This is a genomic window from Vibrio sp. Vb1026 (assembly GCF_033338745.1).
Taxonomy (GTDB): domain Bacteria; phylum Pseudomonadota; class Gammaproteobacteria; order Enterobacterales; family Vibrionaceae; genus Vibrio; species Vibrio alginolyticus.
Map to the genome: position 1 here is coordinate 269,433 of NZ_JAWOTH010000003.1, position 23,208 is coordinate 292,640.

A 23,208-nucleotide genomic window follows, 5' to 3' on the forward strand; every position below is an offset into this window, starting at 1 on the left:
CGCTGTTCAGGATGACGGATGTTGGAAGATACATTGCTCGCCACAACCCTAGGTATTGGATCTGCTCTAAGAGAGGGTCATTCCAGCGAGTCTAGACGAGACTAGGAATCTGATTACAACTCGCTGGGAAATAGCGATAGTCTACGAACCTCAAAGCACTCGGTGGGTAGCTCCTGAATCACCTCGTCCCTCGCTGTTCAGGATGACGGATGTTGGAAGATATATTGCTCGCCACAACCCTAGTTATTAGAGCAGTTTCAAGATAACGTCATTCCAGCTAGTTTAAGTGAGACTAGGAATCGGGTTACTGCTCGCTAGGAAATGACGATAACTTTCGCACTTCAAAGCAGTCGGTGAGTAGATCCTGAACCACGCTCGTCCCTCGCTGTTCAGGATGACGGATGTTAAGAGATACGTTACTCACATACCCAACTATTTGGCTTGTATTCAAATTTTGGTCATTCCAGCGAGTCTAGACGAGACTAGGAATCTACTAACAACTCGCTGGGAAATAGCGATAGTCTACGAACCTCAAAGCACTCGGTGGGTAGCTCCTGAATCACGCTCGTCCCTCGCTGTTCAGGATGACGGATGTTGGAAGATACGTTACTCACATACCCAATTATTTGGCTTGTATTCAATTTTGGGTCATTCCAGCGAGTTTAAGTGAGACTAGGAATCGGGTTACTGCTCGCTAGGAAATGACGATAACTTTCGCACTTCAAAGCAGTCGGTGAGTAGATCCTGAACCACGCTCGTCCCTCGCTGTTCAGGATGACGGATGTTAAGAGATACGTTACTCACATACCCAACTATTTGGCTTGTATTCAAATTTTGGTCATTCCAGCGAGTCTAGACGAGACTAGGAATCTACTAACAACTCACTGGAAAATGGCGATAACCTTCGAACTTTACAGCACTCGGTGAGTAGATCCTGAACCACGCTCGTTCCTCAATGTTCAGGGTGACCGTTTTAAATAAAAATGCCGCTCACAGTAAAGTGAGCGACATACATTTCCCGTTTCCAGCCTCGGCCAGATTTAATTCAACTCCACGTTCTTCATCTCAGGATGCTTTAGCAATATCACACGAATCCAGTGATGCACCACCCACATCACCATCGCGGTGAGCAGAACCGCAACGAAAATCGAGCTGAAACGGTACAAGATCGAAAAGAACGCGTCTTTTTGTTCTGGCACCAATGAAGTCGTCAGCGGAACCGATAGGGCAGACATGGCAGAAAACGCGATAGCCGCTTTAATTTGCCCCTTTGTGAGCCACAAGCAGGATGGCCCCATTGCAATGGTAAAGGCGAGCCAAAAGAGTAGCCCATGCCCATACCAACTGCCCAATATCAGCTGAACAGCCATCCCTGCGATGCAGCCTAGTGCGGTGCCGATGATGCGAATTTTTGCCATGGCGAGCGAGCCCGCTAAAGTCATTGGGGTTAGGATGATCAAAATGGAAGCTTGTGCGGATAACGAGTCATATAAGTCCGCTACTTGGAATACGATAAACGCCGCCATCGCCACTACCCAACCCATGGCAACTTGGCTGATGTAGTCAATATCGCTTTTCACTGGGGTCGACATCTCAATGTGCTCGGTGGGGGACTTTGGCTCAGGGAACAACCAATACGCGAATGCGCAAACAAAAATATTGCTGAACGCCATCACCCACATGTTGACATTGAACTCTTCAATATCCATGAAGTTATAGCTGGCAAAATTCAACACAATTGAACCCACTAACAGCCCCATGTAACCAAACAAATAGGTTTTCTGGTTCATCATTGCAATGCACTTGAACAGCATCATGATTCCGACGGCTACGATCATTAATGTTGGATGAAACTGCAAGTATTCCAGCAAAAATGTGGCTTGTATGGTTGTCCACACCGCAGAGAAAAACACGATCAATAAAGCCGAAAGATTAAAGTTGTCCATTCTGCCCAATATAAACAGCGGCATCATGATGGCAAAAAATCCGTAAGACCAACCGAAGATCATGCTTAGCGCGAGCCCTAAAGAGCAGCCGAACCAAATTCGTAAGGTTTTCATTGTCGCCGCCTAGTAAATGAAGTGGAACCAGCTTGCGAGGTGAATCTGTGCTTGCGCCATCAACTGCCAGAAAATGCTGTTGTCTGGGTATAAAACAATGGTAGCGCGAGAGCCGACAAACAGTGCTGGTGGTAACTCTTCGCTGCTGGTTAGGTTCACTCGTGTACGCTGCGCATCACGTACCCAGCGGTTGTTCACTTCCACTTTGGTTAGTGCGCCATTAGGCGTTTGTTGTGCGGCTGCTACACCGTAATCACGGCTAGCTAAATCAAAGTCGTACACTGAACCTGGGTTGGCATCAAATGTGACCAAGGCGTGGAAAGTCTTGTCTACGTTCGCGACGGATTTTTCACGAAAATCAGCGGCTACCCAAAGTGATCCTGTTGGTACAAATGTCAGCAATGGCATGTTGGTGTTTGCCATCGTGCCAACTTCTAGTTGCAGGTTGGTCACGACACCATCACTGGGAGCGAGTACCGCGGTATTTGCCAAATCAAGTTGCGCCTTTTCGATGCCATTTTTGGCAATTCGAACGGCGGTGCTTTGACCTTTTTGATCGCCTAATTGCGCCTCAATGACTTTTAAGTTTTGTCGTTCCGCTTTAAGCGCTGCACGTGATACCTGATTTTGGGCAAAGGCATTATCGAGTGTCGATTGAGAGATGACTTTCTGCTTCGATAGTGTCAGTAAGCGGTTGTACTCGCGGTGTGCATTATCAAATGTCGCTCGTGCGCGGGCAATATTGGCAAGAGCGGCTTCGCGTTGAGAATACAGTGTTGCTTCTTTTTCATAAGCGGATTGCAGAGACAGCTCCGCCTGTTCAAGCGCTATCTTGTATTTACGATCATCAATCGTAAACAACACATCGCCTTTTTGAACGGACTGGTTATTCTCGATGAGAACGTCGGTCACTTTACCAGATACCTCGGGTGCGACTTGGACAACGTATCCTTGTACTCGTCCTTCGGTCGTTAAGGGGGCGTGGCGGTCAGCAATGATAATGTACAAAAATAGTACGATGAACAGGACAATCAAAGTTCGCATCCAGTGTTTGAATTTTTGTTCAGCTGTCATTACAAGTTCCGTTAAACATATTGGATAGCGGATTATAGAGAAGTCACCCACAATTCAGTAGAATGATAATACGAACATGAATGACCTAAAAATAGGACAATGAACGTTAGTTTTGATGATATTTACCTATTCACTCAGACGGTGGTTCACCGCGGTATAAGTGCAGCGGCAGAGGCGAATCAACTACAACGCTCAAAAGTGAGTCGTCGCCTGCAAGAATTAGAGAAATCGCTCGGGGTACAGCTTTTGATCCGCACAACACGCAGCATTGAGTTGACGGAGCATGGAAAACGCTTGTTTGAGTTGGTGGGGCAGCCTATTGACCATATTCAGCAAGGTTTAAATGCCATGCACGAATATCAACAAGAGCTGACGGGCAAGGTGCGTTTAGCCATTCCTTCCGCATTGATGAGCTCTGCCGCGTTTAACGCGATCATCACCGAGTACACAACGCGGTATCCGGAGATTTCGGTCGAGATTGAAAACCATCAAGAGAGTGTCGATCTCAAGCGTCAATCGTTTGATTTACAGCTTCTTCCGAGCGTGGTCAGAGTCACCGATGACAGCTATGTGCAGTTCAGTCTTTTGCCTTATCGTAGTCACTTTGTTGCGTCAAAAGCCTATCTAGAATCGCATCCGCCAGTAAAAACGGTGGAAGATCTTAAGCAGCATCGCCTTTTAACTAATCGTTACAATGCCGATTTGCTCGATTCAGATCTGCATGTGGCGTTGCGCTCGGACGACCTCAACTTGCTGCGCTCGATGGCGATAGCAGGAAACGGCATCGCGTTTATTCCTCAAATTCATTCCAAGCCTGCACTGAGAGACGGTTTGTTGGTCGAGGTGCTGCCTCAATTTGCGCATCCGAAGCAGCATCTTACTCTGATTTATCCCTCGGCCTTATTTCTGCCCAATAAAGTCAAAGCCTTGATTGAGCTAATTCGAGAGAAATTTAAATAGTCAGTTCAAACCACTCTTAACTAAGAGCAAATGTGTGAGCGAAGGTCATCTTTCTAGGTTTTAGTGCTCTAACATGAAAGGATTCTGATACATTAACTATTGCTCAACTTGTTGAGTATGGTTTGTGGTCGCACAAGATAGGAGATGGAAATGTTATCGAAAGGAAACACGGGCCTGATTGTGGTGGATGTTCAGGGCAAACTCGCTACATTAATGCATGAAAGTGACGCTCTGATTGAAAATATCACGAAACTGGTAAAGGGCGCCAAAGCACTAGATTTGCCTATTCTGTGGCTAGAACAGAATCCAGAAAAATTGGGCCCAACCGCGGAGCCGATTCGTGAAGTGCTTGAAAGCACGCATTTACCTATTACCAAGTACACGTTTGATGGTTGCAAAGAGGCGACGTTTAACGTCGCGGTGGAGAACGCGAAAGTTGATACCTGGTTGGTTTGCGGTATTGAATCCCACATTTGCGTCTATCAAACCGCGGTTTCTCTGCGCCAGTCCGGTTATCGCGTTGAATTAGTCACGGATTGTGTATCTTCCCGAACCGCTGCCAATAAGGCGCTCGCTCTTGCGAAGTTAACCGCTAACGGTGTGGTGCTCACTGGGCTAGAAATGTGTTTGTATGAAATGGTCGAAGATTGCCGAGCACCTGAATTCAAAGAAATTCTGGCGCTCATCAAATAGTGGAATCACTGTAATCACTGTAATCAGCAACAACTTTATTTGAACACGCTATTCAAATTCTCGTTGATATCTTGGCAACATCGACTCGTTGCCAAGTAACCCGCCTTGGTGAATATAAATCACCGTTTTATCTGTGTTCTCTTCCAACCAAGGGGTGAGGCATTGCCACATATACGGGTCGTATAACAGGTCAAATTCGAGGTCGGTTTGCTCAAAGAGTGCTTTCCATGTGATGTAATCTTCTTCGTACAAGCGACCAAAATGGTGTTTGTTGCGCACGGTTAAAATGGTTGGGTGGCTGTTTTCACCGAGCTGGTTGAACTGTTCAGTTAAGTAATCTGCATCGCCTACGCAAGGGCAAGTTAGCACTTCTATGCCGTGTGGGCTTAAATGTTTATGAAGATATAAAGCGGTCGTGCCAGTGCCTGATGGCAGGGCGACCGTAAACTGCTCTTTACCTCTCAATCGCGTCCAATCAAGAATTTCTCGTGCTAACTGTTTGATGCCCGCTTCAGCGAGGTGGGAACGTCCACCCTCTGGAATAAGCAATGTCGACTCATCTACTCTTCGTACCTGGTGGATGTATTCACTAGGGTGGAGTTCGCTACCGATGTCTTGCATGGCGGTGATTTTCATACCTAAATCGAGAGCGCCGCGATAGTTTCCGATGGGGGAGCTTTTTAGCCAAGATGGAATGTGATGAACATAAAACTCAAATGCCCAACCTTTAATCTGGGCGAGAGCCGCTAGCGAGTACATGGCATTAGATTGAGCGGAGCCAAAGCTTATTAACGTGGTGATGTCGGGATTTTGCTCTTCCATTAACGTCATAAACTTACGTGCTTTGTTCCCAGAAAAGTGGGAGTGGAGCATGTCGTCACGTTTAAGGAAAAATTTGCGCCCATTAAAGCTATGTTGGGTGATAGGACTTTCTGAGAGTTTCATGTCGATGCTGACGGAATAAACCGTGTCACCTTTGCCATTTATAAAGGGCGCGTAGTGTAACGCCATTAAACCCAGATAAAAAGTCTGGGTTTCAGGACTTCCATTTCGGTTATTCCTGATGTTCTGTTGCGAGGTTAATTACTGCTTCACAACCACCCTCTGGATGTGTACCAATCTTAAATTGCCAGCCATAGCGTTGGCACAAATCATCCACAATCATCAAACCTAATCCGTGCCCATCTGAGTGCGGAATGGTCGAAAAGCCTTCACCTTCATCGCGCACCGAGATGGTGTTTTCATCCATGCTGATATGAATTGATCCCGATGGTGTCGCGGCGATGCCGTTGCGAATCAGGTTACCAAGAATTATGGTCAACACGGCATTGGTCGCACGCGTTCTTGGGTTGCCGTCGTTCTGTACATTAAAGTTGAGTGCTTTCTCATCCGCCTGAGCTTGGCTTTGGAAGATGATTTGGTTGAGTTCTTCTTCGGTGATGCTGCGCACTGGTGAATCATCTGCATTACGCTCGTAACGTACTAAGCCGAGTAGGGCATCCACCATAGTCGACATTTGCTGCGTTGCATCCTGAATTCGATTCACTTGGCGGGTCTGGAAATCTGTGTTCGCACTTCTCGCCAGTAAGCTACTTGAGCCTTTCATCACGGTTAACGGTGTACGCAGTTCATGGCTTGCGTATCGTGCAAAGGCTTGCTCGCGCTTGATGACTTGGTTGATTTTGTGGCGATATTCATTCAACTCATCCGCGAGGGTTTGGAACTCTTTGGCCGAGCCCTCAGGCACACTAAAGGTCTGCGTGGCATCGCCTTGGTGGTGATCGAGTTGAGTTTTAAGCGCATTGACGGGTTCAATTAAGCGCTGTGATAAGCGCAGCAGCAGACTACCAAACAGAAACACCAGCACGGCGACAATGGACAGCACCATAGCGACGACGAGAATGAATTCCTCTGAGGTGATCTCGATTTCATCAATCAAGGAAACCAGAATAACGGGATGTTCAACGCCTTTGTAGGTGTAAGTGCTCATGTAAACCATGCGCGAGTATTCACCGTCTTCTACTTCATCAAGAAAGTGCTTTTGACCAATCAGGTATTTTTGGTAGCGCTCGGCAACCAATGAGATGTCGTTGTATGCGGTGGTGAGCAGGTCAAGCTGAATACTACCTTGCTCTGGGTGGGACTGGAAATGTTCAATCGCTTCTTTTTTGTCGACCATAATACGACGCTCGCCCACGCGGTCTTCAGACCAAAGCAGGGAGCCGGTAATCAACAAAAAGCAGAAGATGCCAATCACGACCGACACAAAAGAGAAAAACAGAGCGAGTCGCCCTGTCATACTTTGTGTGCTTTGCGTGCTAGCAAGTAAGCGATTGATCATGCACCAGTCTCCAATCGGAAGCCAACTTTCGGCACGGTGATAAGCACATGTTGTTCAAATGGCTTATCAAGTTGGTTGCGAAGTTGGTAAATGTGGCTGCGCAGAACGTCGTTGTTCGGCTCGTTCTCTTGCCAAAGTTGGAAGGCGATTTCTTCGCGTGTCACCACATCTGGTGCGCTTTTCACAAGCATTTCCAGAATGGTGTAAGTGGTTGGGTTTAGCGCTAGCAGTTTATCTTGGCGGTAAGCTTTACGCGTTTTTTGGTCGATAGAGACTTCACCGTATTCCAACTTGCTCGATGCGACAGTGCCACGGTAACGGCGGATCAGTGCCATCATGCGCGCTTCAAGAATATCCAGATCGAAAGGTTTGGTCAGATAGTCATCCGCACCGTGTTGGAAGCCTTTGAGCATATCGTCACGGCTATCGAGCGCCGTCAGCATAAGTACCGGTGTGTTGTTGCCCGCGTCGCGAAGTTTATTACACATGGTCAGGCCATCCATGCGTGGCAGCATGAGATCGAGCAAGATGATGTCGAAGGTGTTTTCCATCGCTAGTTTCAGGCCGAGTTCGCCGTTGTCTGCATAATCGAGTTCCATACCTGCACACTCAAAATAATCGAACAGCATGCCTGCAATTTCTCGATTATCTTCGACTAAAAGTATGCGTTTCATGTATTTCTCTCCAAGTGGGCAGGTGTTCGAAAATAAGACTTCGTCTTAACCGAACATTATTCACTAAGGACGTGAAAAAGATGTCAATAACATCTCTTTCACGTTGATGTTTGTAGACTGGATTCATTCATCGGATTTAGTGGAAGAGTAGCATGTCAACCTTCAACATTCACGCTGCAACCTTTTCAAAGGTGAGCCAACACACTGAGCCTAAAACAGTTTTGTCTGTTGTGGTGCCATTCTTTAACGAGCAAGAAGTCTTGACTGAATTTCATCGTCGTTTAGCCGCCGTTTTGGATGAAATGCCAGAACATTGCGAAATCGTCTATGTCGACGACGGCAGCAAAGATGACAGCCTAATGATCGCGCAAAACTTTTCTCAATCTTCTAGCGACGTTCGTTGTATTGCATTAAGCCGTAACTTTGGCAAAGAGTCCGCCATGAGTGCGGGTCTGGAACACTGCCAAGGTGAAGCGGTGATTGTGATTGATGCCGACTTGCAAGACCCACCGGAGTTGATCCCGCAAATGGTATCAAAATGGCGTGAAGGTTATGACGTGGTGAATATGCAGCGCAGTGAACGCCACGGTGAAACCTGGTTCAAACGCTTCTCGGCCGCTTGCTTTTACAAAGTGCTTAATAGCATGGCGAAATTGGATGTGCCGGAGAACGTGGGCGATTTCCGTCTATTGAGCGCAAAAGTGGTTAAACACATCAATGCGTTGCCAGAGCGTAACCGATACATGAAAGGCATCTTTTCTTGGCCGGGTTTCAAGCAAGTGACGGTTCAGTTTGAGCGTGACGCTCGTTTCTGTGGTGAAACCAAATGGAACTACCTCAAGCTGATTGGCCTTGCAATGGACGGCATTACCTCGTTTTCCATTCGTCCTTTGCGCTTAGCGACACTTGCCGGTGCGTTAGTGGCGTTCAGTGCCTTTATCTATGGCGCATTCATTGTGATGAAAACCGTTGTGTTTGGTGAGCCTGTCACTGGCTACCCATCCATGATGGTCGTCCAACTTGCGTTGGGCGGTGTGCAACTGCTGTCGATTGGCCTTTTGGGTGAATACATTGGCCGCATTTTTGTCGAGACCAAGCAACGTCCTCTTTATCTTGTTCAGTCTGTTTACGAGCAGCCTGCAAAACATCAATCCATCCAAACCATGAAGTTTAAACTGGGAGAAACCGCGTAATCATGAGTATTAATAAAACCCATTTGTGGTTGTTGTTGGCGTTTGCTCTTTTACTCCGTCTTATTTCACTTGCCGCTTACCCTTTGATGGACACCACAGAAGCCCGCTACGGCGAAATGGCGCGCTTAATGGTGGAAACCGGCAATTGGCTTACCCCACAGTTTGATTACGGCGTGCCTTTTTGGGGGAAGCCACCCCTGTTCACGTGGATGAGTGCTTACGGCATTGAGTTGTTTGGATTGAATGAATTCGCAGTGCGCGCGCCTCATTGGTTGGCGGGTGTCGCGACTATTATTTTTGTTGCAGCCATGGCGCATCGCGCTGGCTTTAATGCAGTCATCGCAGCGTTGGTATTGGCGACGTGTGGCATCTTTTCAATTGCGGCGGGTGCAGTGATGACAGACATGGCACTGACATTGGCAATGACCATGGCGATGGTCGGCTTTTACTACTGCTGGCTTGGCAAAGACAACCACAGCCGATTGTGGGGTTATCTCGGTTTCTTTGGCTTGGCTTGCGGGCTGTTAGCAAAAGGTCCGGTGGCGATCGTGATCATGGGCATCGCAGTGTTTCCTTGGCTTGTGATTCAGCATGGTTTCTTCGGTGCCTTCAAAGCCTTGTGGCAGCGTTTTCCAATTGTGTTGGGGTTGGCGCTCATGCTTGCGATTGCTCTACCTTGGTACATCATGGCTGAAATGGCGACGCCTGGATTTATTGATTACTTCATTGTTGGCGAGCACTTTAAGCGTTTTGTTGTCAGCGGTTGGGAAGGGGACCTGTATGGCTCTGCTCATGATCAACCACGTGGGATGATCTGGGTATTCTGGCTGCAATCGGCTGCGCCTTGGTCAATTGTATTGCCTATCTTGGCGTGGAAACGTCGTAAGGTACTCAAAGCTATTGAAACCGATCATCAAGGTTTATTTAGCTTCCTGATGTGTTGGCTGATTTCTCCAATGATCTTGTTCACCATGGCTGGGAATATTCTGCCTGCTTACGTATTACCGGGTGTGCCTGCGTTGGGTATTTTGATTGCAATGCTGGTGGATAAACACGATTTCAAATGGTTGACCGGAACGGCAGCGGTGTTGCCAGCCCTGCTTATGATTGCGATGTTGGTTTTGAATATGGGCAAAGCAGATAGCCGCAGCGACCGTATAATCTTCGCGCAAATTAATGACAACGCTCCGGTCTTTTACATTGGTAAGCGCCCGTTCTCAGGTCAGTTCTATAGTCATGGTCAGGCGAAAAAGCTTGAAGATAAGAATGACTTAAACAATCTGAAGAAATTCCACCTGATTGGTAAATCGCAGCAAGTGGATAGCATGATTCATGAAAATGCGTTGAGTTGTACCAATGAGTTCACAGCAAAATCGAAACGCTCACTCTACACCTGTGTGGTTGGATAACGGAATGCGCAAATTACCAAAATTTGCTTCGCTGGAAAGGTTTGCTTCGTTAACAAGGTTTGCTCTGGTAGGTGGTGTCGGCTTTATGGTCGACACCATTATCTTTTCTGTGTTGTTCCATTGGCTTGGTCTGGAGTTGATGCTGGCTCGTGGGATAGCATTTTTGTTTGCGGCAACCACGACTTGGCTTGGCAATCGCTGGCTGACTTTCTCTCAAGCAGAAAAAACCAACCCTTTCGCTCAATGGCAAAAATTTATGGCGAGTGCCTGTATCAGTGCTTTGCCGAACTTTATTGTGTTCAAAGGCGTAACGCTCTCGTTAGGGACGCAAGGAGTGATGGTCTATTTGGCTTTGATCTTAGGCATATTGGTAGGCATGGTGAGTAACTATTTACTCAGTGCAAAATGGGTGTTTAGTTGAGGATAGAAAGGTTCGGGCTTACTATCCTATCCTCGAGTTAAAAATTCGTTATTTGAACCAATTTTTCTTTTTGTACATCAGAGTAAATCTAAAGCTTTTCATGGGGGGATGTAAAAAGGTAAACAAGCCAAGGTTTATACCTTGGCTGCCGTTAGTTCAGATTTTGATTGTTCGATTTCAGACTCGGTTTGCCACTTGCCGTTATATAGGTACTCTCGCTCTGGGAGCGGGGCATTTGACGCCCTTAAATCAAATACCTCATCGGTTTGATATTCTTTATAACAAACTGGCGTACCAAACAGTCTAGCCTCTGGCTTAGCTTCAAATAGCTTTTTGTGGTCGGCGACTTCTGTACAGTCAAGCTTATATTCCGTGGCTAGCTGATTGACCATAGACTCTAAGTCAGACACGGTTTTGAAAAATACGTAATAGTGGAATCGGTTGTGTAAGCGTGAAATCTTAGTATGTTCTATATTAATATATTCGCATGTGTCATGCTTAAAAAAGAACTTAATTACTTTTCTTTTCTTATTGTAATCAGCAAAGAGCCAGTCTTCACGTTCTCCGACCCTCACTTCTGTTGGTTCATCAGGCTGACGTTTAAGCATACCAAATGAAACCAATATAAAGCCACCGGCTCCGACAAGAACCATCGGTCCAGCAACTCCAACCATCACGACACAAACTATTGCTCCAATCCAGCCCATGACTTGAGCCGCGGAGTTTACCCAATTCGGTAAATTACGTCGTTTTTTTATGACTAACCCGCGATCGGAGAAGGTGTAATCATACCGATTGTCCAAACCAAATGTCAGATAAGACACACCAGACATGATTATCGTCAGCCCCGATAAAATGTAAGTTAAGATCATTTCACTACTATCATGTAGGAAATAGGTAAGGAAAAATAATGGACTGACAGCAGCTATAGCAATTGATAGGTATAAGTATCGAAAAGGCTCTTCAATATCGTGCTTATGCCAGACTGTCAGATTCATCCCGTTAAGAATTTTTTGCTCCTGCTCTTCTTGGTATGCTGAAAATTCTTCTGGGGTAATATAGAAAGGTAAATAAGCCAAAGGTTACTCCTGTAAGCTAAGTTCACTATTAATCGAAGATAATGAACTTCTGATCGTTGCTTGTTTGGTATTGTCTGAAATTGCTGTATAAGTTGCACGCTGTTTTGCATTATTTTGGAACCAGTACTTACGGTTAAATTCGCTCTTCTCATCAAGAATGTATTCTATCTCAAATGCTAAATATTTAGCCGAGTCTTTCATTGGTAAAGTCAATTTATAGACACTTTGAGAATCTGAGGAATCTGTTGAACTATCCAACGTTTCTAGATCTACTCCAGTGTGCCAAGCTCCCGACCCCAGTCCTCCCTCTGTTACAGAAGTATTTGTCCGAAGTTTTATTCCATCTCTTGCTGTATTGGTGGGAACTTGGATATGTAGCTCAATACCAAACAATTCTTGTTTTGCTGCCGGATACTGTGTTGTTGAATTCGGAACGGTACGCATCAATGGTATTTGGCAGATCAAAGGTTTATCCATTATGGTTTTTAACTCAAAAAGAGCCTCTTGCACTAAAGAGGAATTATGCTTTTCTCTCTCTACCAAGCTTGAGGATTGACTCCACAGGGCTTTATCTGGGTGATAGCCCCAAGGAAGTTTATCTAACCACTTTTGATAATCATCTTGTTTAAGTTTACTCATTATATGATTACTAAGAAGGTAAACTGCAGTAAGGCCCATAATGACAAACATGATCGGACCTCCAAACAGAATATTTGCAGACCAAATCCCAGTTAATCCACCGATAGCTTGAAACCCACCTACAAGTGTCAATCCAACTAAAGATGCAAAGTTGAAGTATTCGACAACTCTTGCGCTCCCATGTAAACCGTCTATGTTCTTCCATGAACGATAGGCCTCTATACCCGAAGCAAGAGCTCCAATAACTCCGGTCACAGCTAGCCATTTATTGAATACCTTTAAGTCATCAAGGATCAAGTTATCAAAACCACGGGCATTATTATTTACTAACTCTTTTAATGCTTTATATGAATGTGACCTTAACCGAGGATCACCCTTCACACTATCCCATAATTTACCCGTGCGAATCCCCGTCCAAGCGTTGGCTGTATATAAAAGCTTTTGCTGGATATCTAAAAATTCATCTGAGGACATTAACCCAGTGTCTTGGATACTACTCATGGCATCACCAAGCGCGATGCAGTTAAATACTAATGCCATAAAGCCTAGACCACCGGCATTCTCGAACAGTTTATTCAAATCATTGAGCTTATTCATAGCGATCCGCGTTCTAAGCTCGATGGTTCTTTGAGGTAGATCATCAGGTAACTCAATGTACTGTGGGTACTCCAATGTAGCTACAGCGAGTGCCTTCTTAATTCTCTTTTTATTTTTTAAAGCTGTTGTGTATTTAGAGTCGGCTTTGCGGTTGTTTTTCTGGAAGTCAGCAATGACCGCATCGTTTTTCTTGAGCTCACTTGGGTAATCATTTACGCGTGTTTTCCATTTTTTAAAATCGCGAGCGTAGCTTTCATTTACAGTAACAGGCATATTGTGTGCCATATGTTCTGCAATAACGGCAAATAAATAATAGCTATGACGGTTCAGAGGTTTAGCGAAAACAGGCATCAGCGAAATTGATACTTGTGAGGTCATGCTAACACCAAACTCTACAACGCCTTTTGCAAGCGCACCTATTGCAGATTTAAAAATAATATCCAGCTCTTGGAAACCTTTGGCGATATCTTTGAGAAAGGCTGTTTCCGCAGTGTTTGGGTTGGAAACAAAGTCCATGATCTTAGAGTACATATTCACGCGGTTGCCGGTATCAGATATCTGGTCCATCAACTGATTATCAGGATCAGGGTTTTCTGAGACGATCGACTGTTCATCAAGCGCCTCTGTAATATTCTTCTCCATCACTTTAAATAAACTACGACTAAACCCAGAGGCATAGAGAGCAAGTAAACTGGTTGGTTTCTCCCATTGGCTTTCAGCCCATTGGCGGTCTTCTTCTTGTATCACCAGAGTAAATGACTCAACCGCTTGCTTGTGCAGTTGATACAAGCTGTACTGCGTGTCTTCGCTGTATAGGTCGAAGGTTCTTTCGAGATGATGCGGCGTTAAGGACTCCATTACTGCGATAAAGTCGCGTTTGACCGAAACCACTTGGGTTAGCATGTTTTCTTTTTGTTCTGACAGCTCTTTCATCTTGCTCAGCATTTGCTTCCAGTTGAGCTGCTGACGCCAGCGTTCAGTCGCTATCCATTGTTCGTATTTACCAAATCGGTTTGCTGAAATGCCATATTTTTTCTGTATGGCCTCTGCTATTTCTGAAGTGGACTTTTGGTAATCATCGATAGCTTGCTGGGAAAATGAAGACGGCATTCCTTTGATGATAGCTGCTTGAGATTCACTGGTAATGTCAACCATTGTTGAGTTGTCATAGTAATCCGCCATGTCCATATAGAATTCAAGCTCTTGGTTTTTGCGCTTTACTCCTGTAGGCATGTCTATATTGTCGCTTGCCCCGAACATGCACAGCTGCATGGCGGTCTGCATCAAGTTCCACTGGTTTGAAAACTGGTCAGTGAAAAGGCGGTAAGGGCTTGCGGCACCAACAAAATGCAGTGACATATCTTGAATGTCTGCGGCGTAATCTTTTATCGCGACGAAGTAGCCTGACTCTTCTTCTGGAATCGCAGAGGTTAAATCGCTTTTGACTGCGACAGGTTTAAAGATGGAACCATATTCATCGGCTTTGGTTGTGATGCCAGAATCCGCAAAGCGACCATCATCGACGGCAGAAGATTCAATATCAGCGACTTGGGTTAACTTATCTATTGATGCAATGTTGTGCTGGTTCTCGTTTGAGGACAGAACAATGGTTTGCATGCGATCGATATGATTACTCGGATTGTTAAGTACGCGCATGAACGTGTGCCATGTCCAGCGGTGCTCAGAGAAGCAAATCGATAGTACGCTTCCGTTGACGTAAGTAAGAAAGGGCTTTGCATCTTGTGGTGTCCCACGCTGCTCTGATTTTGGGCTTTCTGATTCTCCCAACTTATAGAGCGTGAATTGCGTTCCTTTGATTTCGTATTCGTCTAAGCTTTTGTTGATTGCATCATAGACATACAGCCAACCGTCGCGCAGTTGACGCAGGGTGTAACCAACGGTATTGAGTTTGGCTGGGCCTTGGCCTTTCCATTCTTCAGGCAAACCAAAAGGTTGTGTCTCTTCTGTTTCTAGCTGATCGATGGCATAGCGGACTGGGATAAAGTGCGCAGGTGATGCTTCCGTTGCTTCTTTCTCAGTTTTTAAATTGAGAGGCTCTGGTTCAGACGGCGGTGGCGGATCGATTTTTTTTGTTTCTCCCTCCCAAAACATACTGCGCTCTGGGGGGGAGCCAGCAAGATCATCGGATTCCGTGGTTGGAACGATATTCAGCGATTTCAGTGTACCATCGCTTTCAAATGCCTGAACGGCCTCCTCATAGGTATAGCTGTTGTCATACCAGAACATAGAAGTTTTTGGAGGAAGTGGATTATTCATCGTTAGCCCATGTTTAAGAGTTTTACTCTGTTACGCAAATATCGCACCAAAATAAAGCAATTAAAAATCAATGAGTTATGTTTTTATGGTTTTGCTTCAATCAAATAATTGTTTGTTTTTCCAATAAGTTGGTTGGTGTTTACCATTTTTTGTATTGATTGAATCAAAGTTTGAGTTATTAGTGATGCCTCAATGAGCCGACAAAACAAAAGGGCTCCAGAGTTAACTCTGGAGCCCTTTCTAGTATTTAAGCTCTAAATAATTAGCGACGCTTTGGTTTACGTTGACCAGCTGGTTTGCCTTGTCCTTGTGGGCGACCTTGGCCTTGCGGCTTGCTACCTGCCGGGCGGTTTGCACCGTTGCCGCTAGGACGTTGGCCGTTGCTTGCAGGGTGTTGACCACCTGTAGCTTTACCCGAACCGTTACGGTTGCCAGATGGTTTACCATCTTTTGAACCGCCTTCAGAGCGTTTGTTCAAATGACCACCGAAGCCTGGTTGGTTTTTGGTATGTTTGGTTGCAAAGCGGTTTGCCCCGTGACGACCAGATTTACGACGTTGCGCAGGTGTTTGTGCTTCAATGTCTTCTGCAGGAACGAGACAGCCTTGTTTGTCACCAATCAAATGTTTTTTACCCATACTGACTAGGGCTTCACGGATCATTGGCCAGTTTGCTGGATCGTGATAACGCAACAGCGCTTTATGTAGGCGACGTTGACGTTCACCTTTTGCTACAGGTACATCTTCACGTTTTTTGTACTTCACGCGTTTCAGAGGGTTTGTCTCTGAGTAGTACATCGACGTTGCGTTACACATTGGCGAAGGGTAGAAGTTTTGTACTTGGTCACATTCGAAGTTGTTCTTTTTCAGCCACAGAGCAAGGTTCAGCATGTCTTCGTCTTCTGTGCCTGGGTGCGCAGAGATAAAATAAGGGATTAAGTACTGCTTCTTGCCTGCTTCTGCACTGTATTTCTCGAACATCTCTTTAAAGCGATCGTACGTACCCATGCCTGGCTTCATCATTAGATCAAGAGGACCTTTCTCTGTATGTTCCGGTGCAATCTTCAAGTAACCGCCTACGTGGTGAGTCACGAGCTCTTTCACGTATTCTGGTGATTCAATCGCAAGGTCGTAACGTACGCCAGATGCAACCATCACTTTCTTCACGCCTTCAACTTTACGCGCTTCGCGGTATAAATCGATCGTGTGTTTGTGGTCTGTGTTTAGCTTGTTACAGATGCCCGGGAATACACAAGAAGGACGACGACAGTTCGCTTCCGCTTTTGGATCTTTACAGCCCAGGCGGTACATGTTTGCAGTCGGGCCACCAAGATCGGAAATTGTGCCGGTAAAGCCTGGAACTTTGTCGCGAATTTCTTCAATCTCGTTGATGATAGACTCTTTCGAACGGTTTTGAATGATTCGACCTTCATGCTCGGTAATCGAACAGAAAGAACAGCCACCAAAGCAACCACGCATGATGTTTACAGACGTCTTGATCATGTCGTACGCAGGAATTTTTGCTTTGCCGTACATAGGGTGAGGGACACGCGCGTAAGGCAGGCCAAACACAAAGTCCATCTCTTCGGTCGTCAATGGAATTGGAGCTTGGTTTACCCAAAGTTCACGATCACCATGGCTTTGAAGTAACGCTCGACCAGAGTACGGGTTCGTTTCTAAATGCAATACACGGCTTGCATGTGCATAAAGAATGCGATCGTTTCTTAGCTTTTCAAACGAAGGTAAACGGACCGCAGTCGTCGCAGCATCGTGGCGTGATGGGCGAATCGTGATTGGTTGTGCAACTGGCTCGTCTTTTTTAGTTTCACACTGAGTTTCTACTTCGTATGGGTTCTTTGGTACGAACGCTTCTTTACGAGGTTTTTCAATGCGAGAAGAATCAATAACCGTGTAGCCTTCTGGCGCCGCTGGCAAGTTCACAGCAGTACCACGAATATTGGTCATGGTGCTGATGTCTTCGCCGTTTGCGATGCGATGTGCTACTTCGACAAGTGCGCGTTCTGCGTTACCAAAAAGTAGGATGTCTGCTTTTGCATCAAACAGTACTGAACGACGAACTTTATCTGACCAGTAATCGTAGTGTGCCACACGGCGTAGGCTGGCTTCGATACCACCTAAAACAATAGGTACTTCTTTGTAAGCCTCACGACAACGCTGAGAGTAAACCAAAGTCGCGCGGTCTGGGCGTTTACCACCTTCGTTATTCGGTGTGTACGCGTCATCGTGACGAAGTTTTTTATCCGCGGTGTAACGGTTGATCATGGAGTCCATGTTACCCGCAGTGATCCCGAAGAACAGATTTGGCTTACCAAGTTGCATGAACGCATCTTTATTTTGCCATTCTGGTTGAGCAATGATACCGACACGGAAACCTTGTGCTTCTAGCAGGCGGCCAATGATAGCCATACCAAAGCTTGGGTGATCCACATAAGCGTCACCGGTTACAATGATAATGTCACAGCTATCCCATCCTAGGGCATCCATTTCTTTGCGACTGGTCGGCAAGAAAGGTGCCGTACCAAAACACTCTGCCCAGTATTTTTTGTACTCATGAATAGGAGTGATGTTATTGGTCATATTTTGCTCTCTGTTCCAGGGAGCGCGAATTATAGCGATTTGATTATCAGGTATCTATAACAAACTCATCTATTCCAGCTTAGTTCATCGAGTTTTATTTGGTTTGTAAAAATATCAATGCTCTATCGGCGATTTTCTGTCTAATTTCACCTTGAAAGCCTCATGGTTATAGATCGGTTCATGAAAAATGTCGCAATCTTAATACAAAGTATAAGCAATGGTGTGCTTATATGGGGTAAAGCCTATAATCAAATTAGTGCATATTAAATGCAAAAGGCTGAGCTGCTCTGGAAATAGTTCTAAGTCGATAGGCTTATCGTTGACACAATCCATCTATAAAGAGGATCGGCAGGTCCCAACTGGAATGTCGCGAATTGACTGTGAATTTTGAGCCTTGGGCTAATTACAAAAAAAGGGGCTAGGGTATGAGTGAATCTACGACAACAGTGCATCCAAAAATGCAAACGACTTCCAGTCTAACTCCTGTTATAGAGTGGTCTTACGATATTGATACTCGCGAGTTCGAATGTGATCAGCAAGGAATGGCAAAGGCATTTGGGATAAGTACGCCAGTAACCAGCCTAAATAACTTGTTTGATCATATGCTGATGGGGCAACAAGAAACGCTAAAACAACGAATTCTAGAAGTGGAACTCTTTGGCGGACGGGGGCGGTTTTCTTGTTGCATGATGCTAAAAAACGTTAACTTAGTGCACGTGACTATTAGTTTTGAAAGGCTCAATAAGCGCATTATCCAAGGCACTATCATTCCACAATTAACAATCACTGGTTGCGAGGAGTTAGCGACAATCCTCGAAACGATTTTTGATTTGCCGAATGTAGGCGTTTTAGTTGCCGATGAAGATACGCGCATCTTAGGTTGTAACCGTGCCTTTGAGTTACAAATGGGCTATCAAAACCGAGATCTGGTTGGGCTTAAAACTCATATTTTCAGTACCTCTCACCATAGCCAAGCGTTTTATGATCAGCTGTGGCAGCAAATTAATGATGAAGGATGTTGGTGTGGTAACTTGCTGAGCAAAACAGCAAACGGTAGCAACCAAGCTCATCATCTTTGTATTTACCGACTTACGTTTCATTCTGGACGAATTCTTTATCTCGGATTTTCTACGGATATTTCTGCTTCGTTGTTGTGGATGAAAAGTCGTTGTGAACAACAGCATGATTGGGCTGCCTTTTTACCGACGAGGAAAGAATTTGAACTCCAATTAGCTACCTTAGCGAATGAAAGCAGAAATAAAGAACTCAACATTGTTATGACACTAAGACCCAAGTTTTCGGAGAGATACTTGCTTGAACAGCAATTAGGTTTTGCAGATTTTATTATGCGAAGTCGCTACACCAGTATTGCGGGGCAGTTATCTCGGGACGTGTTTGTCGTATGCTTGCAGACCCCTCATTGTCAATGGTTGAGCCCGGTTCGTTTGATCCAAATTGCCATGAAAGGGTTCTTTAATGAGCTTAGAAATGAAATGGGCACAAAAATGCATGCCACTATCGTTAAAGGCCAAACTGGTGTGTCAATCCTTGGCTATGATACGAACCGACCAAGACAAGCGCTAGCACATGCAGCGCAAGCGATGTTGTCCTCTATTTCCGGTGAAGGCAGCTATTTCAACTTTTACGACAGTGAACTTCACTCTGAATTAGTGAAGCGCCAACATCTCGAGGCGTTTTTGGAGGCACAAATAGAGAGTGGGCTAGTGGACGTTTACTTTCAACCGATTATCGATGTTCAAACCGGAAGCGTGGTTAAGTTCGAGGCTCTCGCACGCTTCTATGATGAAAATGATGCGTATTGTACGCAAAAGATGATCGCTATTATTGAAGATCTAGAACTCATAGCGGCACTTGATGATGTGGTCTGCCAAGCTGCGTTGAAGCACTTTCCGCGCTTACAAGAAATTTATGGCGAGGAAGTGGGCGTGACCATCAATCGCTCCCTCAATACGAAATTGGATTCTCTTCAGATCCTTCAGCGGTCGCATGATTTGATTAAAGCCAGTGGTGTAGACCCTAGGCGAGTAACTATCGAGCTAACAGAAACCGCGTATTTTGAACAAGATGAGGAGCATACTCGAGCTCTAGAGGAAGTGCGGAAAGAGGGCATTGAGATCGCGATTGATGACTTCGGTACTGGGTATTCTTCTTTTTCTTATCTAGAAAAAGGGCAGTTTGATTTACTGAAAATAGACCGAAAATTCATCAAGAACATTCATAAAGGGAGCACCAGCTATAACATTGTGAAAATGGTCACCGAGCTTGCACAGCAAATGAATGTAAAAGTGGTTGCTGAAGGCGTGGAATCTAAGCAAGAACTTCAAGTATTGGCAGAAATCGGTGTCGATTACATGCAGGGCTTTCTATTTTCTGCTGCCGTGCCTGTCGATTTGATGGATAAAGCGGACAGTTATGAGCATCTGTTCTCTGACATCGCGATTGAGTCTAAGCAAAGTGATGTGTTGCAATCTTTGAGCCATGAACAAGTCAGGTCTATGAACCCTGGAGAACCGCTCTCCTTGGCAGTGGAGTACATGAATTTGAATCCAAGCTTGCCTTTAGTTGTTCTCAATGAAAATCGTTGTGTTGGGTTAATTACGAAAGAGACGGTGAATTTACACCTAACGCCCTCGATGGGCACAGAGCGAGAAACTGAACGAGAAAGCCGAATTTGGAAACGTCCTGTTAATCAGATAATGAGCACCGAATTTGTGTTGGTTGATGAGGATTTACCTGTCTCTGTTATTCGAGAGTTGGTTAAAACCGGGATTCGTTTCCCTTGGGTACTGTGTAATACCAAAGAAGAGTACCGTGGAGTTTTAACGCAGGAAGACGCGTTGAAGTATCTTGCTTCTCTGTGAATAAAATTGTCTTACCGTTTTAGCTCATTTTGGGGCCGACTTTCGGTGGTTTGGCGATAGTTGATTTGATATTATCGCCCCCCAAAATGACTTTTGAGCGTGCATTCAACATGATTCAACAATTGCTGGTTACTTTCCCTCCGATGCTATTTGGCGCACAAGCGCTACTGACTTTGCTTCTAATAAAGGGCGATATTTGTCCTGGTCAGCGAGGACGTCTTCATAAAATGTTGCCAGCAGTAGCTGTATTGTGGCTCGCTGTTGCGTCACTTCGCATTGAAGCATTTATGATCGTGTTTGCTATTTTCTACTTCTATTCTCAGGTTCAAACCAAGAAAACGCGTGAAAAAGGGCCACTATGGGCGATGCATTTAGCGAATGGTTTGGCCTTTGCGTATGTGAGTATTCAAGTATTTGAGCAATCAAGCTGGCCAGCATCGATAGCGATGGCGCTAATGATATTTTTCCTTGGGGCGTCATTTTCTCAATTGCTGCTTACGATATCTCGCAGCAGATTACAGGCATTTCACCGCATTTTACCAGTTACGGGCATTGTGTCTGGAATGCTATTAGTCATCGCAACGTTGTTTGCTTCTTACCAGTTAAATGAAGCTGCACTGAACGCTGCAACAAAGCCGATCTTGCTGTCTTTAGCTATGCTAATTTCTTCAATTATTGTGTGGTGTTGGCATATTTTTACGCATAAGAAACCAGAAAAGGTGCAACTGAGCGTAGCCTTGTTGCTAGCACTCGTGTCGATGACGAGCCTGCAAGGTTTATTCTCTCTCGCGGCTTAACCTCTATTCTAAAGACAAAGCTAGACAGCTTATATCCAAGTGCTTTCTTGGTGCTTGGGTATAAGGTGATCACGTTTTAGATCGCACTCACTTTAAATTCGCGTGATTACTACTACGCTTGTTTATATACCTTGTCGAAGAGGAGAGTCGCGATGGATTTAAGCAATGTAGGTAATCTGGACAGCACTATTTTGCTAGGTATCGTCAACGAAAAGCTACGTTTAGAGTGCGACAGTTTTGACGAGTTAGTATCAGTGTATGAGATGGATGTAGAGTCTGTAGTCGGCAAGCTTGATATGCTCGGTTATCAGTACGATCCATTGACTAACCAATTTAAAGCATATCAACGCTAAGCCTTTCATAACCCAAATCTTTTAAGCCACCTTGATTCCGTCAAGGTGGCTTTTACATTGTAGCCTCGCGGTTGCGAAAAAAGCTTGTAAGTAACGCTTTTCTTTCTCTGAGTGACGCGTTGCAGCAAACAAGCGACGCCATAAGCCTTGGCCGAAAGGTTTACTGGTAATAAGACCTTGGCGAGAAAATTCAGAAATCGCCCAATTGGGTAGTGCCGCCACCCCTAATCCAGCAGAGACCATCTGAACTAACATGAGAGTGTTGTCGGCTTGCTTCCATTTCGCAGGTTCTATTCCTGCTGGCTGAAGAAAGTGTTTTACGACGTCTAGCCTTTGTTTTTGAACCGGATAAGAGAGCATGGTTTGATCTGCGAGATCTTGCGGCTCAATAATTTCTTTTTCCGCCAATGGGTGGTTGGTTGCGGTAATTAAACGCATTTCAAAGTCGAATAGAGGCTCGTAGTGGACTTCGGATCGAGGTTGGATATCGGAAGTAATAACGAGATCGAGTTCGCCTGCCAATAGAGCTGGGAGTGGTTCAAAGCCAAAACCAGAGGAAAAGTCCAATGTTACGCTAGGCCAAGCAAGTTGGTACTCCCTAAGTGCAGGCATTAGCCATTGGAAGCAAGAGTGACATTCAATGGCCATATGTAATCGGCCATTGACGTCCTCTTTCAAGCTCGCTAAATCATTTTCTGCTCTTGCGAGTTTCGGAAGGATATCTTCTGCAAGACGCAATAGGATTTCTCCCTCTGAAGTGAACTTCACCGGACGAGTCTTTCTCAGGAACAGTTGCCCTCCAATTCGCGCCTCCAAATCTTTGATCTGATGAGACAGTGCCGACTGAGTGAGATGCAAAGCGGTCGCTGTCGCCGTTAGAGAGCCAGTGTCTCGAAGCGAAGTGAGTGTCCGCAAATGTTTTAGCTCTATCATGAATTCTTTTCATCCTTTGTTGCTCGCTATGAACAGAATAGCAATCGTGTAAATAACTTAACGACAAAAAATGGATATGTAAACGTCTAGACGTCTATTTGTTGTTTTTATTTGCGAATCATGTCGCTTCATGATGAATTTTTTTAATAAACAAGTTGAATAAATGGACGTTGTTCTAATATCAGATGAGAGCGATAGTTTAGCCATCCAGACATCTTATTCTTTACCGA

At 45.2% G+C, this 23,208-nt stretch carries 17 protein-coding genes; 8 read left to right on the forward strand and 9 right to left on the reverse strand.

From position 1 onward, the window contains the following. Positions 1 to 1,040: 1,040 nt before the first annotated feature. On the reverse strand, positions 1,041 to 2,060 hold the full coding sequence (locus R7E47_RS07765) for a DUF2955 domain-containing protein (protein ID WP_213971353.1): 1,020 nt from the start codon (positions 2,058 to 2,060) through the stop codon (positions 1,041 to 1,043). Positions 2,061 to 2,069: 9 nt separating this feature from the next. Then, positions 2,070 to 3,134, reverse strand: a complete 1,065-nt coding sequence (locus R7E47_RS07770; protein WP_262635073.1) for an HlyD family secretion protein — start codon at positions 3,132 to 3,134, stop codon at positions 2,070 to 2,072. Positions 3,135 to 3,233: 99 nt separating this feature from the next. Between R7E47_RS07770 and R7E47_RS07775 the strand changes: the two genes are divergently transcribed. After that, positions 3,234 to 4,094: a LysR family transcriptional regulator gene (locus R7E47_RS07775; protein ID WP_262635072.1), complete on the forward strand. Its 861-nt coding sequence runs from the start codon at positions 3,234 to 3,236 to the stop codon at positions 4,092 to 4,094. Positions 4,095 to 4,244: 150 nt separating this feature from the next. Next, the gene (locus R7E47_RS07780; protein WP_054574773.1) at positions 4,245 to 4,787 is read left to right on the forward strand and encodes a hydrolase; all 543 of its coding nucleotides are present in this window, start codon (positions 4,245 to 4,247) and stop codon (positions 4,785 to 4,787) included. Between the two features lie 48 nt (positions 4,788 to 4,835). Here the strand turns inward: R7E47_RS07780 and R7E47_RS07785 are convergent, their stop codons facing one another. From R7E47_RS07785 to R7E47_RS07795, 3 genes are all read right to left on the reverse strand, one after another. Further along, positions 4,836 to 5,732, reverse strand: a complete 897-nt coding sequence (locus R7E47_RS07785) for a 1-aminocyclopropane-1-carboxylate deaminase/D-cysteine desulfhydrase (RefSeq protein ID WP_031810409.1) — start codon at positions 5,730 to 5,732, stop codon at positions 4,836 to 4,838. 109 nt (positions 5,733 to 5,841) lie between these two features. After that, complete coding sequence (locus R7E47_RS07790; protein ID WP_213971350.1) at positions 5,842 to 7,128, reverse strand: sensor histidine kinase; 1,287 nt, start codon at positions 7,126 to 7,128, stop codon at positions 5,842 to 5,844. Next, complete coding sequence (locus tag R7E47_RS07795) at positions 7,125 to 7,802, reverse strand: response regulator transcription factor (protein ID WP_213971349.1); 678 nt, start codon at positions 7,800 to 7,802, stop codon at positions 7,125 to 7,127. Before R7E47_RS07795 ends, R7E47_RS07790 begins: the two co-directional genes overlap by 4 nt. 152 nt (positions 7,803 to 7,954) lie before the next feature. Here R7E47_RS07795 and R7E47_RS07800 point away from each other — a divergent pair, with 152 nt between their 5' ends. The 3 genes from R7E47_RS07800 to R7E47_RS07810 are packed head-to-tail and all read left to right on the forward strand — an operon-like array spanning position 7,955 to position 10,825. Continuing rightward, positions 7,955 to 8,995 (forward strand): glycosyltransferase family 2 protein, encoded by a 1,041-nt coding sequence (locus R7E47_RS07800; protein ID WP_017820495.1) that lies wholly within the window; start codon positions 7,955 to 7,957, stop codon positions 8,993 to 8,995. A gap of 2 nt (positions 8,996 to 8,997) precedes the next feature. Then, on the forward strand, positions 8,998 to 10,404 hold the full coding sequence (locus R7E47_RS07805; RefSeq protein ID WP_318084015.1) for a glycosyltransferase family 39 protein: 1,407 nt from the start codon (positions 8,998 to 9,000) through the stop codon (positions 10,402 to 10,404). A gap of 4 nt (positions 10,405 to 10,408) precedes the next feature. Further along, positions 10,409 to 10,825: a GtrA family protein gene (locus tag R7E47_RS07810; RefSeq protein WP_005376755.1), complete on the forward strand. Its 417-nt coding sequence runs from the start codon at positions 10,409 to 10,411 to the stop codon at positions 10,823 to 10,825. Between the two features lie 134 nt (positions 10,826 to 10,959). Here the strand turns inward: R7E47_RS07810 and R7E47_RS07815 are convergent, their stop codons facing one another. The 3 genes from R7E47_RS07815 to R7E47_RS07825 all read right to left on the reverse strand — a co-directional run bounded on the left by R7E47_RS07815 (position 10,960) and on the right by R7E47_RS07825 (position 18,013). Beyond that, entirely contained in the window at positions 10,960 to 11,904 is a 945-nt protein-coding gene (locus tag R7E47_RS07815; protein WP_005376756.1) for a hypothetical protein, read from the reverse strand. A 3-nt stretch (positions 11,905 to 11,907) separates the two neighbouring features. After that, positions 11,908 to 15,417, reverse strand: coding sequence for a T6SS effector BTH_I2691 family protein (locus R7E47_RS07820; protein ID WP_318084016.1), 3,510 nt, complete (start codon positions 15,415 to 15,417; stop codon positions 11,908 to 11,910). Positions 15,418 to 15,679: 262 nt separating this feature from the next. Then, positions 15,680 to 18,013 carry a YgiQ family radical SAM protein gene (locus R7E47_RS07825; protein ID WP_169628527.1) on the reverse strand — a complete coding sequence of 778 codons (2,334 nt, stop codon included), beginning with the start codon at positions 18,011 to 18,013 and terminating at the stop codon, positions 15,680 to 15,682. Between the two features lie 425 nt (positions 18,014 to 18,438). Between R7E47_RS07825 and R7E47_RS07830 the strand changes: the two genes are divergently transcribed. The 3 genes from R7E47_RS07830 (at position 18,439) to R7E47_RS07840 (ending at position 22,045) form a co-directional block, all read left to right on the forward strand. Continuing rightward, entirely contained in the window at positions 18,439 to 20,895 is a 2,457-nt protein-coding gene (locus R7E47_RS07830) for an EAL domain-containing protein (RefSeq protein ID WP_318084019.1), read from the forward strand. 86 nt (positions 20,896 to 20,981) lie between these two features. Then, complete coding sequence (locus R7E47_RS07835) at positions 20,982 to 21,692, forward strand: hypothetical protein (RefSeq protein WP_165935360.1); 711 nt, start codon at positions 20,982 to 20,984, stop codon at positions 21,690 to 21,692. Between the two features lie 152 nt (positions 21,693 to 21,844). Continuing rightward, positions 21,845 to 22,045 (forward strand): DUF4250 domain-containing protein, encoded by a 201-nt coding sequence (locus tag R7E47_RS07840; protein ID WP_005376762.1) that lies wholly within the window; start codon positions 21,845 to 21,847, stop codon positions 22,043 to 22,045. 21 nt (positions 22,046 to 22,066) lie between these two features. Here the strand turns inward: R7E47_RS07840 and metR are convergent, their stop codons facing one another. Then, on the reverse strand, positions 22,067 to 22,978 hold the full coding sequence (metR, locus tag R7E47_RS07845) for an HTH-type transcriptional regulator MetR (protein ID WP_005386724.1): 912 nt from the start codon (positions 22,976 to 22,978) through the stop codon (positions 22,067 to 22,069). Between the last annotated feature and the right edge of the window lie 230 nt (positions 22,979 to 23,208).